This window comes from Flavobacterium sp. (genome assembly GCF_034111225.1).
GTDB lineage: Bacteria > Bacteroidota > Bacteroidia > Flavobacteriales > Flavobacteriaceae > Flavobacterium.
This window is the reverse complement of the sequence record NZ_JAWUXR010000014.1, coordinates 25,731-42,198: the sequence shown is the minus strand read 5'-3', so window position 1 is coordinate 42,198 and position 16,468 is coordinate 25,731. Positions and strand designations below refer to the sequence as shown.

Here is a 16,468-nt window from a genome sequence, read left to right as displayed (position 1 = left end):
ACTTCAATAGTTTTGGATCAAATTATAAATCATGGAAAAATTATTTTTTATTGTATTGTTGTTGATTTCTAACATCATTATTGGACAAGTAGGTATAAATACGACTTCGCCATCTGCAATGTTACATGTTTATGGAACTACAGTTCCAGGAACTACTGGCGGGACAAGTAACTTAATAAATCAAGATTTTACAACATATACTATTACTCAAAATCACACAACTGATGCAGATTGTACTGGTAATGCAACTCAAGGTTGGGTGGTGGGAGCAGGAAATGCAAACGTTAATTGTACTTCGTGTACAGGAAACAGATTATACATTTCATCTGACGCATTAAGTTGTGGATTAAATTCAACAGCAATTATGAATTTTACAACCGCGCCTTCAGCTACAAGTATATCTATTGGTTTTGCGTATAGATATAATAATTTCGGTGCTGCTCCAGATTCATTTAGAGCTTATTTATATAACAATACAACATCTACCCAAGTTGGTGCTAATTTTTTTAATCTAACTACAGATGCCAATACTACATATTCAGGAACTGCGACTGTTATTGCCGGAAATAGTTATTCATTACGATTTGAATACCAAGGAAACTATGATTATGGAGCTTCCGTAGATAATGTATTAGTAACAGAAACCTCGGTAGCTTCACCTGGAACCTACTCTTTTAGATTAGAAGATGGTACTCAAGCAGCTGGAAAAGTTTTAACTTCAGATATTAACGGAAATGGATATTGGCAAACTCCAACAAGTGGTGGGAGTGGCACAGATAGTCAAACATTAAGTATTTCTGGAAATAATTTAAGTATTTCTAATGGGAATACAGTTATCTTACCTTCTGGTAGCGGTAGTGTTGCGGCAGAAAACGGATTAAACCTTTCAGCTGGAACCGTAAGATTAGGTGGCGCTTTAACGCAAAACACATTTATAGACCTAAATACAAGAGGTTTATGGTTTGAAGGAACAAGTACTGGTGATATTACTTTCGAAGGTAATAGCGGAAGCCCTGTTATGGAAACTAATTTTGGGGATGATTATGTGAATTTTGGTGCTGGTGGCGCTTTTATAGATAGCGATGAAGGTCAAACATTTTCGGATACATATAGTGGCGGTCCATATACAAAGAAATTTGTTGCAGGATTTTACAAAGGGTCTTCAGGAGGTACTGCAATAGCTTTAGGTTCTATAGAATATATAGTTGACGGTACAAATGAATTGTTTTATGAAGGTAGTGGTTTTAGTCCAATGTCTGACTTTGGAGCAGATTTAGGGGCCTCTCCTTTTTCTGGCGTAACAAGACGATGGGACGATGTTTATGCAGACGATTTTATTACTCCAACAGCTACTTATTCTAGAAATAGTGTTAGAAATACAGCTCTGAAAAATAAAGGTCTTAAAATTTTAATGCAATTAAAACCAATCTCTTACAAAGAAAATACACCATTAAATGGTAAAAAAGAAGTCCCTGAAAACTTAAAAGCAGATAAATTAGGTTTTGATGCTGTAGAACTAGGTATTTTAATTCCAGAAGCTGTAAAAACATCGGATTGGGTAAGTTTAGATGAAAGTGGAAATAGAACTTATGTTACTTATGACAAACCCGTAGGTGTTATGCCTTATCAAATAATACCGGTTACTGTTAAAGCTATACAAGAACAACAAGTTCAAATTGAAGAACTAAAAGCAGAAATCGCACTTTTAAAAGAAGCAATAAATTTGTTGAAAAACAAATAAAAATATTAAGATGTTAGATTGGTTTAAGGGTCGATGTTTTTACGTCGGCCTTTTTACTTTTTCCACAATTGTATTTGGTAAAATTGTTCGCATAACATCATGATAACCCTCTACATTTTTATTTCCATAAACAGAAGTAGGTAATAATGGATATTGTTTTCTATCAGATGTAATACAGTTTTCTAATGGTTGATTAAATGGTTTAAAACCCGCATAAGGGTGTGTGGTTCCCCAAAGTGTAATTACTTTTACACCTAGCATTGCCGCTATGTGCGCGTTTCCGCTATCCATGGATAACATTATATCTAAATTTGATATAAGTTCTAACTCTTGCTTCAATTTTATTTTACCTGCAATAACAATTACATTTGAATGGTTTGATTTTAACTGATTCAGTTTTTGTACTTCTTCATTTCCGCCGCCAAAAAGAAGAATTTTATATTTTTCTTCCTTAGCCAATTCATCAATTACACTTTGCATTAAATCTAAAGGATATACTTTAGATTTATATTGTGCAAAAGGCGCAATTCCAATTAATTTTTGGTAATTAGAACCAATTATCTCAACAATTTCATTAGATAAGTTCGCTTTTTTTGGAAAAGTTGGATTTGATAAATCTACCGAAAAACCTAACTTTTCAAATGTTTCTACATGACGCTCAAACATCGATTTTACGGGTTCAAAAACCTTATTTTCTGCTCTTGTTAACGCTTTTTTATCTGCTCTTCCTTTATTTGTAGCCGCAACTTTTTTTCCTGATAATTTAAAAAAAGTTCGAACAACTTGTGAACGAAGCACATTGTGTAAATCAGCAACAGCAGTAATTTTTAACTTTCGTAAATCTAAAAACAAACGCCACAAACCTAAAAACCCTTTATGTCTTTGTTTTAAATCAATTGGGAAAAAAGTAAGATTTGAAATATCGTTAAAAAAAGGCTCAAAGAACGATCTTGAAACAACTGTGATTTTTACATCAGGATGGTGAACAGAAAAAGCCCTCAACACTGGAACTGTCATTGCGACATCACCCATAGCTGAGAGCCTTATAACTAATATATGTTTTGGTTTAGGCATCAAATGATGACTATTTTTTGTTTTGATATAAAACAGGATTTAAATCATCATCGTTATACATTTTCATTTGTTTGTATACTTTCATGAATTTATCGCCATTTTCAAAATCGATAATCAATTGACTAATAGAAATAAACATATCGTTTTTTTGATCTAAAAGTACATTTAACTTTTCTTGACATTTTGCTTTGTGTTCAGCTGAAGCAGAAGTACGAGTCGCTTCTTCATTCATATGGTAAATTTTTAAGGCTAAAATTGATAACCTATCAATTGCCCATGCCGGACTTTCGGTATTAATTTTAGCATTTGGTTTTACTTGAACATCTTTATATTTGTCTAAAAAATAACTATCAATATATTCAACCATATCCGTACGAACTTGGTTTGAAGCATCAATTTTACGCTTTAAAACCAAAGCTGCAACAGGGTCAATATTCGGGTCACGAATAATGTCTTCATAATGCCATTGTACTGTGTCAACCCAGTTTTTAGCAAATAATAAATGTTCTATTGAACCTTTATCATAAGGGTTTTGACTAGGCTGATACGCATCATCAATTACATGATATAGTTTTATACTCTCTTCAAAAATAGGGAAGGCTAATTCTGCAAACATGATTAAATGGTTTTAATTTCTACAAAAATAAGGATTTTTTGTACTTTTATCCTGAAAAATTAAACTTTATTCAAATGCAAATTCACTATATCTCTGAGCAGAACAGTATCTTAAATCATTTTTTAACTCAAATAAGAGATGTAAACATCCAAAAAGACAGCATGCGTTTTAGAAAAAACATAGAACGTATAGGTGAAATTATGGCTTATGAATTAAGTAAAAATTTAGAATACAAAGAAATTAGTGTACAAACACCATTAGGCATAAAACACACTACAACCATTGCAGACAATGTCGTTTTATGCTCCATTTTAAGAGCAGGTTTAGCCCTTCATACTGGTTTTATGAATTTTTTCGATGATGCCGAAAACGGTTTTGTTTCTGCTTATAGACATCATTATAATAACGACGATAAGTTTGAAATTTTAGTAGAATACCAAGCTGCTCCTTCTTTTCAAGATAAAAACTTAATTCTTATTGACCCTATGTTGGCAACAGGTCAATCATTAGTTGCTGTTTTAAATAAATTGCATTTAGAACAAAAACCAAAAGAAATTCACATTGCAGTTGTTATTGCTGCTCCAGAAGGAATAAAGTTTCTAGAAGAAAATTTGCCTGAAAATTGTCATTTATGGGTTGCTGCTTTAGACGAAAAATTAAATGAAAAAAATTACATCATTCCTGGTCTAGGCGATGCTGGTGATTTAGCTTATGGTGACAAACTATAATTGAGTTATAAAAAAGAAAACACCTAGAAAAAAGAAAATATACAACGTTGTTTCTTTTACCCAATTTGTTTTTAAATCTTCCAAAAAGTTTGCTCCAATAATAGCTAACGGGGCAAGGCTAAATGCCAAATACCCATTGTTTTTATTTGCAGAAAGAATGTATATTCCAACACCTAAAACAAAAGAAAAAAGTATTTTTTTGTAAGAGGTTTGCATGTTCAACATTTTCTTGTTTATTCCCGTTATAAAACTAACAAATAATAATAATGATATTGAGGTGAAAATGGCAAGTGCCAAATTTTGGTATACATTTTCAAAATAAGAAAAATTAAACCCAATGTATGTTTTGTTTAACAATCTCTCATATAGTGAATTATCTAAAATTTCATTGAAAAGAAAAAATAAAATAATTACTGTAAATAAAGCAATAAAAGGAATTAACCAGTTTTTGAAATCTCTTGAAACGTCAAGTATAATTGAAATAAATACTAATATAATATAAAAAACGCTCCAGAAATGGAATAGAGCTGATAAGAAAATCCAAAAAGAGGCATCAAATATTTTTTCTTTTGTGCTGATCATGGATTTTAAAGAAATCAACCTTCTTAAAGCTAACAATAATAAAAAGTTAGAAATAAGAATGTTTTTATTTTCAAAGATTGACGGGAAAAACAACATGAAAGTAAAAAACAAAAACGCTGCATAGGTGTTGTTTTTAGTTAAATCATTCTTTAACGATATAAAATTTACTAAAACCGTTGAGGCAATAATTAAACCTAAAAACAATGATTGATTAATCACATTTAACCAATCTAAATTGAATTTTTCTTTGCTTATAATATAAGCAATAAAAGAAATAACTATAAAAAATCCAATTAATAAATAATTAATTGGTCTTGTTTTACTAAAAACGCTTGCTATCATAAAGATATTTTATACTTTTGTGATGTAAATATAACATTTTATATAATGAAATCATTTTTTGAAGCTATAGGTAGTCTTTTTACAGACTTTTTATTTTTACCGTTTAACGCATTAAGAGATTTGGAATTAACTAATTGGTGGGCTGCAAACTTCATCAACTGGTTCTTTATTCTTATTTGTTGTGGAGCTATGGTTTATTGGATTAAACAATTGAACCTTTTCAAAGCAAACAATGAAGATGACCAGGACACAACTGCACATTCTTTTTTAAATAAATAAAAAACTCCTCTTAAAACAGAGGAGCTTATATATTATAAATCAAATCCGATGTCTTTTCGGTAATTCATCTTATCAAAATGTAACTTGTTTATATTTTGATAAGATTTTTTTATGGCTTCTTCAAAGGTATTGCCATATGAAGTTATTGCTAAAACTCGCCCTCCGTTAGTTAGTACCTTTCCGTTTTCTAATTTAGTTCCTGCATGAAAAACTAAAGAGTCTTCAATTGTATCTAGACCGGTAATTTCTTTACCTTTTTCATAATCTTCTGGATATCCTCCAGAAACAATCATAATTGTAGTTGCACTTCTTTCGTCAATCTCAAGTTGAATTTTATCTAATTCTTGTTTTGCCATCGCATTGAAAACTTCAACTAAATCAGACTTTAATCTTGGCATTACCACTTCAGTTTCAGGATCACCCATTCTTACGTTATACTCAATAACAATTGGTTCGCCTTTCACATTAATAAGGCCTATGAACACAAAGCCTTTGTATTCAATATTGTCTTTTTGCAAACCTTCGATTGTAGGCTTTACAATTCGGGTTTCAATTTTTTCAAGTAAAACAGCGTCAGCGAAAGGAACTGGAGAAACTGCTCCCATTCCACCTGTATTTAAGCCCGTGTCGCCTTCGCCAATTCTTTTATAATCTTTAGCCGTTGGAAGAATTTTATAGTTTTTCCCATCAGTTAAAACAAAACAACTTAATTCAATTCCGTCTAAAAATTCTTCGATAACCACTTTTGAACTGGCATCGCCAAATTTCGCATCCAATAACATGTTTCTAAGTTCTGCTTTAGCTTCCTCTAAATCATTAAGTATTAAAACTCCCTTACCCGCTGCTAAACCATCTGCTTTTAAAACATAAGGCGCTTGTAAAGTTTCTAAAAACCTACAACCTGCCTCAACGGTATCTTTAGTAAAGCTATCGTAAGCAGCTGTTGGAATATTATGTTTTACTAAAAATTCTTTTGCAAACTCCTTACTTCCCTCTAATTGTGCTCCAACTTTAGACGGACCAATTACTGGAATTGCATTTAATTCTGAATCGTTTTTAAAGAAATCGTAGATTCCATTTACCAACGGATCTTCTGGACCTACAACCACCATTTGAATGTTTTCACTTAGAACCAATTTTTTAACCGCTCCGAAATCGTTTGGATCTAAAGAAACGTTAGTTGCTATAGACGCAGTTCCTGCGTTTCCTGGCGCTACAAAAAGTTTAGTACATTGATCGCTTTGTAACATTTTCCAAGCTAAAGCATGTTCTCTTCCGCCAGAACCTAAAAGTAAAATAGTCATGTTGTGTGTTGTTTGTTGCTGCAAAAATACTTTGTTTTATTTTTAAAAAAAAGTTTGAAGTTAATAGTTTAAGGATTTTGGTTTTTTTATTTTTGATTCAAATAACTTTCAATGTTTAATCTATTTCATCTTTCTTTAAAACTAAATGGTTTTCCAATTAAGAAAGCGCAAGCTAACTTTAATGAAATATTGAATGTTTCTGAAGGAGATTACTCTAAATTTATTGAACTTAAAAGGAAAGAAATTGTTGAATTTCATTTGAAAAATAATTTATTTTATAATAAGATAGTTGGAACAAATATTTTGGAAAATTGGAACGAACTTCCTGTTTTAACTAAAAAAGATTTACAACAACCACTTAAAGAAAGAATTTCAAATGGTTATTCAGAAAAATCGGTGTTTGTAAATAAAACTTCTGGATCTAGTGGCGATCCATTTGTTTTTGCAAAAGATAAAGAAGCACATGCTATAACTTGGGCCTCCATTATTTATCGATTTGGTTGGTACGGAGTTAATTTTAATAAATCATATCAAGCTCGGTTTTACGGAATTCCATTAGACTTTATGGGTTATCATAAAGAACGTTTGAAAGATTTTTTAAGTAAACGTTATCGATTTCCAATTTTTGATTTATCTGACAAAAAATTAGAAGAGGTTTTAAAACATTTCAAAGCAAAAAAATTTGATTATATAAACGGCTATACTAGCTCCATTGTATTATTTGGAAAATATCTAAAAAGTCAAAATATTATTTTAAAAGATGTTTGTCCAACTTTAAAGGTATGTATGGTTACTTCTGAAATGTTATTTGAAGAAGATAAAATTTTGTTAGAAAAACACTTAGGGATTCCTATTGTAAATGAATATGGGGCTTCAGAACTAGATTTAATTGCTTTTCAAAATCCAAAAGGAGAATGGCAAGTAAACTCTGAAACTTTATTTGTAGAAATTTTAGATGAAAACAACCAATCTGTTCCAAATGGAATGGAAGGAAAAATCGTTATTACTTCATTATACAATAAAGCACATCCATTTATTAGATATGAAATTGGCGATATAGGTGTTTTAGATGAAAATAGTACCGCAAAAAAACCAATTTTAAAAAAGTTAATTGGAAGGACAAGTGATTTAGCAATTTTACCAAGCGGAAAAAAATCTCCTGGACTAACGTTTTATTATGTTACCAAAAGTATTATTGAAGATGATGGTAATGTAAAAGAATTTATCATTCGCCAAACGAAAATAGATAGTTTTGAAGTAGATTATGTAAGTGAAACAGAATTAAATTCTAAGCAAATAGCAGAAATTGAAAAAGCAATTGCCAAATATTTAGAAACTGGGTTGCATTTTACTTATCATCGAAAAAATGTGCTTGAACGAACTAAACGAGGTAAATTAAAGCAATTTCAGTCTTTACTTTAATTGCGATATTTCATAAAACCTCTATACATCCACTGAGCCATATAATAAGTAGATTTAATAATTGATAATTTTTCTACTTGTCTATAAAATTCCCATTGATACTTTAATAAATCTGTCTTTTTTCTAGACAAAGAGTTTTCGCGGATTCTATAAATTGCTTGAGGTTCTTGAATTCCAAAAGCAAATGGTATTTCTTTTAAATATTGCAGCCACAAGCCCATATCTTGTCGTTTTCTAATTTTTGGCATGTATTTCTTTCCAAGAATTTTTATGTCTAGAAACGCTGTTAAACAACTTATTGAATTAGATTTTAAAATATCAGTATAAGTTACTTTTTGAGGCACAATAAAATCAGAAAAAACAAATTCTAAATCTTCGTTTGAACGTTTATAGGATGAAAATACAAAAGACACTTTTTTGGTTTGAATTGTTTGGATGCTTTTTTCAATAAAAGTTGAAAACCAAATATCATCTGCATCAATAAAAGTCATGTAATCACCCAATGCATTTTCAATTCCAACATTTCGAGCAACGCCACTTCCCGAATTTTGAGTTAATTTAAAAAAACGAATTCTTTTATCTGTTGATTGAAATTGATTAATAACTTGCTCCGTGTTGTCTGATGAAGCGTCATCTACAATAAGCATTTCCCAATTTGTGTAAGTCTGACTTTGTACTGATTCTATTGTTTCTGCAATATATTTTGCAGAATTATAACTTGGTGTTATTATAGAAACTAAGTTGTTCATTAATATGCTTTTTTTTCACCTCTAATTGCATTGAAAATAGTGTTAATTACAATTTTAAAGTCAAGTAAAATAGACCAATTCTCAATATAGAAAATATCATATTTAACCCTGTTAATTATATCCTTATCCGATTCTACTTCTCCTCGATAGCCGTTTGTTTGGGCCAAACCAGTGATTCCGGGTTTAATAAAATGTCTAACCATAAATTTATCAACGCTTTTCGCATACATTTCTGTATGACTTACCATATGAGGCCTTGGACCAACTACAGACATTTCTCCCAAAAAAACATTAAAAAACTGGGGTAATTCATCAATACTTGTTTTCCTAATAAACTTGCCGATTTTTGTGATTCTTGGATCGTTTTTTTGGACTTGCTCTATATCTGCAATAGGGTTTAAATGCATAGAGCGAAATTTATAACAATAAAACTCTTCATAATTCAATCCGTTTCGCTTTTGTTTAAAAAATATTGGTCCTTTTGATTCTATTAAAATCAATAGAGCAATTACAGGGGTTAACCACGAAAGAAGGCAAATAATGATTAATATAGAAAAAACGATGTCAAAAACTCTTTTTAAGCGTTTGTTTATTTCTTTATCTAAAGGAATGGTTCTTAATGCAATAATTGGAATATACCCATAATATTCAACTGCTAAATTCCGTAAAAAAGTATTTTTACTATCAGGTAAAAATTTAATTGTTTTTAAATTGTTGTCAGCAAAATGAATTAAGTCGTCAATTTCTTTATTAGTTAAAGAGTTAATAGAGGCATATATTTCGTCTATTTTATTATCAATAACATATTTATTGCATTCATTAATTTCTAATTTTTTATTAACTTTTAAATCAAATATTTTGGTTAAATTATATCCATAATCGGGATTTTTTGTAAAAAAAAACTTTAATTCATCAACACTTTTTCCGTTTCCTAAAATGATAACTCTTCTGAAATTTCCACCATAAAATAACCGGTACTTTTTTAAAAAATAAAAAACTGCAAATTTTAAAAACGCTACCGTTATAAATGAGTAAAACACATAAAGTCCTATTTCTTTAGTGGTTACATATTTGTATTTAAATCCTACGTATGCAAAAGTAATTAAACTTATAAATAAAAATTGTTTAAATAATTTACCTGAAATTTCAATTCCTTTCGTAAATCGATACACCTCATAATAGCCAGAGTAATAAGAAATAACTAGCCAAAAAATCGACAATATACTATGATACCCAAAATTACTCATTGCAGAACGCAAACACAATAATACCATTAGATTTATAATTAGTAAATCTAAAAATATTAATGTAGGTCTAATATAACCAGAATATCTTCCTGTTTTAGTTGACAATTAGTAAATGTATTTAGTAAAATCTTTATGTTCTTCTTTTGCTAATTCCTCTGCAGATAATGATTTGAAATAGTCATAAGTTATTTTCATCCCTTCTTCTCTACCAATCTTTGGTTCCCATCCTAAAATCTCTCTTGCTTTTGTAATATCAGGTTGACGCTGCAAAGGGTCGTTCATAGGAAGGTCTTTATAAATAATCTTTTGAGTTGTTCCCGTTAGCTTAATTATCTCTTCGGCAAAATCTCTAATCGTAATTTCGTCAGGGTTTCCAATATTTACTGGCATATGATAATCAGAATGCAATAATCTCCAAATTCCTTCAACTTGATCATCAACATAGCAAAAAGAACGTGTTTGACCACCGTCTCCAAAAACAGTTAAATCTTCTCCACGTAATGCTTGTCCAATAAATGCTGGTATAACACGACCATCGTTTAATCGCATTCTAGGGCCATAAGTGTTAAATATTCTTAATATGCGTGTCTCAACCCCGTGAAAAGTATGATACGCCATTGTAATTGACTCTTGAAAACGTTTTGCCTCATCATAAACACCCCTTGGACCAATAGTATTTACATTACCATAGTATTCTTCCGTTTGAGGGTGGACTAATGGATCTCCGTATATTTCTGAAGTTGAAGCAATTAAAATTCTTGCTTTTTTAACACGCGCTAGTCCTAATAAATTATGAGTGCCGAGTGATCCAACTTTTAAAGTTTGAATTGGAATTTTTAAATAATCAATTGGACTTGCTGGAGATGCAAAATGCAAAATATAATCTAATTCTCCTGGAACATGAACAAATTTAGTGATATCATGATGGTAAAATTCGAAGTTCTTTTCTTTGAATAAATGTTCAATATTTTTTAAATCCCCAGTAATAAGGTTATCCATTCCTATAACAAAATATCCTTCTGCTAAAAAACGATCACATAAATGTGATCCTAAAAATCCTGCCGCTCCTGTAATTAATATTCTTTTCATTTTGTTTTTTTATTAAAAAAAAATAAATCATTATTAAAATTAAAAATACAATAAAACAGAGTAAAAAAGACAACTCCTCTTTGCCTATATAAAAATGATTCCGTCAAAAATAAACTTATCATTAGAATAGCAAAAGTAATATGTATAAAATTTTTATTTTTAAATGCATTTTTAATGTTAATAATCAAAAGGAGAATTAAAATTAAAAAGCCCACAAAACCCAAATCGGCGAAATTTTGAAAATATTGATTATGAAAATTAAATGTACCATAACCTTCATGAAGATTGTATTTTTTCTCTTTTTCTAATAATTTTTTATAAGAAGCGTTTAATCCAAGTCCTTTAAGGAAAATTGGCTCTTCTTTTAATAGTTCAAAAAACATCCTAGCTTGATAAACTCTAAATGCTGTTCCAGGGAAATAATCTGATGGGTGAAACTCTTCTTTACACCAAGCGTCAGCAATACTAATATTGTTTATGCCTTTATTTTGATCAATTGAAACATTATGACTTAAACTTTTACCTGTATTAGTTTGAAATTCAATTAAAAATCTATTTTTAATATTCGAAAAAGAAAGCATGAACCCAATTAAAAAAATAATTATTGTAATGTTTCTTAACCTTAATTTATTAGCAATTTTAGAGTAAAATAATATCTGAACTAGAATTAAAATAATAAAAACCAAAATAATGTTTTTAGAAGACAGAAGCAGTGTAAATACAAATAGCAAAAGAGAAAACACATAATCTCTTTTAGATTTAATCTCTTTTTGAAAAAAATAAAAAAAAGCTAAAACAACATAAACCGAAACATGTATTGCATTTAAACTTTTCGGAACTAAACCGTAATCATTATCATACTCGCCATGATAAAAAAAAGATCGCTTATCTCCTGAGAGAATAAACCTTAGTAATGCTCTGATTAAAAATAAAGTCGCTAAAATTACAATAGAATAGCTGTATAACTTAATAATTTTCTTTGTTTGACCATTGCTGAATCTTGGTATTAACATAAATGCCAAAGGGACTAATAATAAGATTAATCCTTTTGATATTGACCCTAAAGTCCTATCTTGATCAACGCTCCAAAAAAAAGAAAGTGATGACCAAATAAAAAGTAAAATCGGTATTAATAAAAAGTAAGAGGCCTTAACCTCTATTTTTTTAAAATATAAAAACAGCGTTGTTAAAAAAAAAATTAAAGCAATATTGTTAACTCCTAATGGAAATGGAATAGTAACAAGAAGTAATGTAAAAGGGAGTACAAAAGAGTTTTCTTTATTTAAATTTTTAGCATTATTGTAAACATTTTTGAAAAAATTGTAAATATTGTTCATTTATTTTATCCCAATTAAAATCAGATTGAATCGCTTCTAGGTTATTCTTTATAAACTGCAAGTTATCACTTTTTTTTGTAGTTAATAAAATATTTTTTACATCTATAGAGTTTGAAAAATAAAAAGCATTCTCTTTTAGCACTCCTTTATTGAAATCATTATCATGAGCAACAATTAATGCTTGAGATGACATTGCCTCTAAAAGAGATGGGTTTGTACCTCCTACCGTATGACCGTGAAAATAAACAGAAGAAAAAAACCTCAAATTATTTAAATGTTCTAAGTTATAGATTGCGCCTAAAAATTTGATATTTAAATAACTTTTAAATTTTTCTTTTAAAAAACAACCGTATTTAGTGTTATAGTTACCAATTACAATTGTTGGTGTTGTAGTTTTTGAAAGCACAACCCCGTCTAAAACCATCTCAATATTGTTTTCAGGCTCAAAACGAGCCATAATCATATTAAAATCATCTTTGATTAATTCATATTCAGACAATATATTTATATCTGGCTTCTTAAATACGTTTGCTCCATAAGCTATATATTGTGACTCTTTTTTATATTTATTAGAAATGTACTTTTGTATGCCTAATGAATCCGAAATTAAAAAGTTGCTTTTTTTAACAGCTCTTTTCTCGGCAAGTAACAATGCCTTTCTAACAAGTTTTGAGTATTTAGTTCTTTTCCACTCTAGACCATCCATGTTTGTTATCACAACTGTATCTTTAGGGTGTAAAGAATACCAAACAGAACTACTTGTGTAGCCTAATTGAAGTATAATGTCGAACTTTCTTTTATTAGAATCTTTTATACAGTTATAATCATATACAAATTGGCCAATTGTACCAATTTTATATTCTGGATCAAAACAATGAATGATTTTCACTCCATTAAACTCCTTTTCTTGACAAGGGTGATTGTGAGAATTGTATACAGATACTTCATGTCCATTTTTTGCAAGAAATACAGAAAAAAATTCGGCAAACTGTTCAAATCCTCCGTAATAATTTGGTATCCCTCTTGTTCCAAGTATCCCTATCCTCATTTTATTAATTTATCTTTAACAAAAATAAAAACTAAATAATGAATTCAAACGATTTAAGTTTATTTTATTCCTAAATCAGTTATTATTGTTTTTAATATTATTAAATTTGTTTTCTCTTGAAATAGAAAATTACTATGATTAACTTTAACTACTTAGAACAAAACCTAAATCAACTAAGGTCTCAATATTTATCCGCACAACCTTTTCCATATTTAGTAATAGATGATTTTTGTGACGTTACTAAACTAACTAGAGCACATAATGCTATTCCAGAATTAGAAAATAAAAGTCGTGATTATGCTTTTGCAAATAATAAATTTGAAAAGTCTAACTACAAAGTTATTGCACCTGAGTTAGAAGAACTATATAATGATTTGTCTTCAGAAAGGTTTAATGCAATTCTATCCTTCATTACTGCAAAGAAAATTTTTGTTGATCCTAAAAATCATGGCGGAGGCTTACATCAAGGTAAGAAGAATAGTTTTCTAGACATGCATTTAGACTTTAATTACCATCCAATTAATAAAAACTGGTATAGAGAACTTAATTTATTGCTATACTTAAATAAAGAATGGAAACCTGAATATAAAGGCGGTTTAAAAATTAAAGATTTAAGAACTAACGAAGAAAATGAAATTGACGTTCCGTTCAATAGAATGGTAATTCAACAATGTGCCCCTTATACATTACATGGGTATGACATGACTAATTTTCCTGAAGGGAAGTTTAGGACGTCAATTGCAACTTATGCTTATCAAATTCATAACAGGATTTTAGAAGCTCCAAGAACTACAGATTGGTTTCCAAAAGATGATGCTTCTTTTTTTAAAAAACAGTTGGCAAAAAATTATAATTTTTTAGTTCAAACTAAAAACAAACTTTTTGGAAGTGGTACTGCTAAAAATCAATAATTAAATCATGAAAAATGTCTTAATTATTAATCAATCTGCTGAATTGTATGGTGCTGATAAAGTAATCTTAGAATTAATTGAAAACTTTCCAAAAGATTACAATCCGATTGTTGTTCTTCACGAGGAAGGTCCTTTGAAAGAGTTGCTTGAAAAAAAAAACATTCAAGTAATTAAAAGTTCTGTTATTAAAGTAAAAAGAGGTATATTAAAACCTTCCTTTTTACTAAACCTTCCGTTTGAAATTTTTTCTTCAATAAGAAATATTCAAAAACAGCTAAATGGGCAAAAAATAAGTGTTATTCATTCAAATGCTACCTCGGTTTTTATTGGAGCATTTTATGCGTTTTTCTTTAGGATACCGCACTTATGGCATGTACATGAGATAATAGAGAAGCCAAAAAGAATAGCCTTAGTTTATCCTAAAGTTATAAGTTTTTTTGCTAATAGAATTGTTTTTAATTCAATGGCAACAGAAAAGCATTTTACATCTATTAAACCAAATATAAGTCCTAAATCCATTCTTATTTACAATGGACAAGAAAGAACTTCGCAAAAGACATCATTTGAAAAAATAAAGTTAATTAGACAGTCAATTACTAAGGACGAAAAAATTATCATTGGACTGGTTGGCAGAATAAGTGAAATAAAAGGGCAAGATCTTATGATTAAGGCTTTTTCTGTTTTATTGAAAAAGCATAAAAACATTCATTTAGTATTTATAGGATCAACCGTTTTGGGAAAAGAAAGTTTTTTAAAAAAAATCAACGCTTTGATTAATAAAGAATCATTACAAAATCACATTACATTTATTGATTTTAAAGAAGATATTTGGCCTTATTATGATTCAATTGACATTTCTGTAGTTCCATCAAAGGAAAAAGAATCATTTGGTTTAGTGGCAACTGAATCAATGCTTTCTGCAAAACCTGTTGTTGCAGCAAATCACGGAGGCCTTTCTGAAATCGTTGTTCATAATCATACCGGTTTTCTTTTTGAACCAAATAACATTGACGACTTAGCTCAAAAACTAGATGAGCTTATCCAATCTGAAGAAAAAAGAGGAATATTTGGTGAAAATGGTTACTTGAGAGTTGTTGAAAAGTTTAATACTGGAAAATTTATTGAAGGAATAAAATCTGAATACGACAAACTTACTAAGTAATTTTATTTTCATTAAAAAACAAAAAACCTCCCAATATAAATATTATAGCATCTGCTGGTATAAAAATACCTGTTATAATTAACGTGCTAAATATATAAAACAAACCTATTGAGGAAATGAATTTTTTTGTAAACACAATTTTTGGAGCTTGAAAGTTTGATACATATACTTTAATGTATAAATTAACCAAAAAAATAAGTAATAATAGTAGTCCAAAAAAACCAGTCTTGTAAAAAGTAAAAACATACCCATTATGCAACCTTGAAATGTACTTCATTCCGTTTTCTCCTAAGGGGGCTTTAAATTTTAAATTAACCATAGAGCCAAAACCTGTTCCTGTTAAATAGCTCACAGGTTTTTCGTTTAAAAGAGCTAAAGCTCTTTTAGCCTCATACCCTCTCCAATGATCCCATAAGTCTTTATGGTCATCTCTGTTGATTTTTGTTTTAAAAATTTCTTCGGGAGATATTTTAATTTTATACAAAAAACCTTCAAGTCCCGGAGAATTTCTGTCAATTTTCATTGTATGTAGGTACGCGAAAAATAACCCAAATAAAATAATCATAACGCCAATTATTTTCATCGTATTTTTAGTGATTTTTGCATATCCAAACATGGAAAAACCAACTAAAGCAAATGTAACCAACATTGTTCTAGAAAAATACAATATAATAGAAGATAACAATATAAAAATTATCGTATTTCTATACGTTCTATTTTCTATCAAATTAACTTTTAAAATTTTTTTATAAAAAATTAATATATATAATGAAAATATCTCTATGAAGTTATCAAAGCCGAAATCTCCTCTTATAGAATTAATAGAGTTATTAATAA

16 protein-coding genes are annotated in these 16,468 nt (G+C 29.4%); 6 read left to right on the top strand and 10 right to left on the bottom strand.

The window, feature by feature from the left end; genetic code table 11:
• The first annotated feature begins 31 nt into the window (after positions 1 to 31).
• Positions 32 to 1,741 (top strand): hypothetical protein, encoded by a 1,710-nt coding sequence (locus UXY25_RS10860; protein WP_320816043.1) that lies wholly within the window; start codon positions 32 to 34, stop codon positions 1,739 to 1,741.
• A gap of 39 nt (positions 1,742 to 1,780) precedes the next feature.
• Here the strand turns inward: UXY25_RS10860 and UXY25_RS10855 are convergent, their stop codons facing one another.
• Both UXY25_RS10855 and UXY25_RS10850 read right to left on the bottom strand, forming a co-directional pair.
• A complete protein-coding gene (locus UXY25_RS10855; RefSeq protein WP_320816042.1) occupies positions 1,781 to 2,815 on the bottom strand; it encodes a glycosyltransferase family 9 protein in 1,035 nt (344 codons plus the stop codon).
• 10 nt (positions 2,816 to 2,825) lie between these two features.
• Positions 2,826 to 3,431 (bottom strand): DUF4254 domain-containing protein, encoded by a 606-nt coding sequence (locus UXY25_RS10850; protein ID WP_320816041.1) that lies wholly within the window; start codon positions 3,429 to 3,431, stop codon positions 2,826 to 2,828.
• Positions 3,432 to 3,505: 74 nt separating this feature from the next.
• Here UXY25_RS10850 and upp point away from each other — a divergent pair, with 74 nt between their 5' ends.
• Positions 3,506 to 4,159 carry a uracil phosphoribosyltransferase gene (upp, locus tag UXY25_RS10845; RefSeq protein ID WP_320816040.1) on the top strand — a complete coding sequence of 218 codons (654 nt, stop codon included), beginning with the start codon at positions 3,506 to 3,508 and terminating at the stop codon, positions 4,157 to 4,159.
• Here upp and UXY25_RS10840 read toward each other — a convergent pair.
• Positions 4,154 to 5,083: a DUF6427 family protein gene (locus tag UXY25_RS10840; RefSeq protein WP_320816039.1), complete on the bottom strand. Its 930-nt coding sequence runs from the start codon at positions 5,081 to 5,083 to the stop codon at positions 4,154 to 4,156. The genes upp and UXY25_RS10840 overlap by 6 nt on opposite strands.
• A gap of 45 nt (positions 5,084 to 5,128) precedes the next feature.
• Here UXY25_RS10840 and UXY25_RS10835 point away from each other — a divergent pair, with 45 nt between their 5' ends.
• Positions 5,129 to 5,362, top strand: coding sequence for a DUF6341 family protein (locus UXY25_RS10835; protein ID WP_320816038.1), 234 nt, complete (start codon positions 5,129 to 5,131; stop codon positions 5,360 to 5,362).
• 32 nt (positions 5,363 to 5,394) lie between these two features.
• Here the strand turns inward: UXY25_RS10835 and purD are convergent, their stop codons facing one another.
• Positions 5,395 to 6,666 (bottom strand): phosphoribosylamine--glycine ligase, encoded by a 1,272-nt coding sequence (purD, locus tag UXY25_RS10830; RefSeq protein WP_320816037.1) that lies wholly within the window; start codon positions 6,664 to 6,666, stop codon positions 5,395 to 5,397.
• A 111-nt stretch (positions 6,667 to 6,777) separates the two neighbouring features.
• Between purD and UXY25_RS10825 the strand changes: the two genes are divergently transcribed.
• Positions 6,778 to 8,088, top strand: coding sequence for a phenylacetate--CoA ligase family protein (locus UXY25_RS10825; RefSeq protein ID WP_320816036.1), 1,311 nt, complete (start codon positions 6,778 to 6,780; stop codon positions 8,086 to 8,088).
• Here the strand turns inward: UXY25_RS10825 and UXY25_RS10820 are convergent.
• From UXY25_RS10820 to UXY25_RS10800, 5 genes are read right to left on the bottom strand one after another with little or no spacing between them, the layout of a single operon-like run.
• Entirely contained in the window at positions 8,085 to 8,837 is a 753-nt protein-coding gene (locus UXY25_RS10820; protein ID WP_320816035.1) for a glycosyltransferase family 2 protein, read from the bottom strand. The genes UXY25_RS10825 and UXY25_RS10820 overlap by 4 nt on opposite strands.
• A complete protein-coding gene (locus tag UXY25_RS10815; RefSeq protein ID WP_320816034.1) occupies positions 8,837 to 10,189 on the bottom strand; it encodes an exopolysaccharide biosynthesis polyprenyl glycosylphosphotransferase in 1,353 nt (450 codons plus the stop codon). Before UXY25_RS10815 ends, UXY25_RS10820 begins: the two co-directional genes overlap by 1 nt.
• On the bottom strand, positions 10,190 to 11,173 hold the full coding sequence (locus UXY25_RS10810; RefSeq protein WP_320816033.1) for a UDP-glucuronic acid decarboxylase family protein: 984 nt from the start codon (positions 11,171 to 11,173) through the stop codon (positions 10,190 to 10,192). It lies immediately after the preceding gene.
• A complete protein-coding gene (locus tag UXY25_RS10805; RefSeq protein WP_320816032.1) occupies positions 11,170 to 12,510 on the bottom strand; it encodes an O-antigen ligase family protein in 1,341 nt (446 codons plus the stop codon). Before UXY25_RS10805 ends, UXY25_RS10810 begins: the two co-directional genes overlap by 4 nt.
• A complete protein-coding gene (locus UXY25_RS10800; protein ID WP_320816031.1) occupies positions 12,470 to 13,558 on the bottom strand; it encodes a DUF1972 domain-containing protein in 1,089 nt (362 codons plus the stop codon). Before UXY25_RS10800 ends, UXY25_RS10805 begins: the two co-directional genes overlap by 41 nt.
• Positions 13,559 to 13,692: 134 nt before the next feature.
• Between UXY25_RS10800 and UXY25_RS10795 the strand changes: the two genes are divergently transcribed.
• Positions 13,693 to 14,469 carry a 2OG-Fe(II) oxygenase gene (locus tag UXY25_RS10795; RefSeq protein WP_320816030.1) on the top strand — a complete coding sequence of 259 codons (777 nt, stop codon included), beginning with the start codon at positions 13,693 to 13,695 and terminating at the stop codon, positions 14,467 to 14,469.
• A gap of 7 nt (positions 14,470 to 14,476) precedes the next feature.
• Complete coding sequence (locus tag UXY25_RS10790; RefSeq protein ID WP_320816029.1) at positions 14,477 to 15,631, top strand: glycosyltransferase family 4 protein; 1,155 nt, start codon at positions 14,477 to 14,479, stop codon at positions 15,629 to 15,631.
• On the opposite strand, the gene UXY25_RS10785 is transcribed toward UXY25_RS10790, so the two are convergent.
• The gene (locus tag UXY25_RS10785) at positions 15,624 to 16,316 is read right to left on the bottom strand and encodes an O-antigen ligase family protein (RefSeq protein ID WP_320816081.1); all 693 of its coding nucleotides are present in this window, start codon (positions 16,314 to 16,316) and stop codon (positions 15,624 to 15,626) included. The genes UXY25_RS10790 and UXY25_RS10785 overlap by 8 nt on opposite strands.
• Between the last annotated feature and the right edge of the window lie 152 nt (positions 16,317 to 16,468).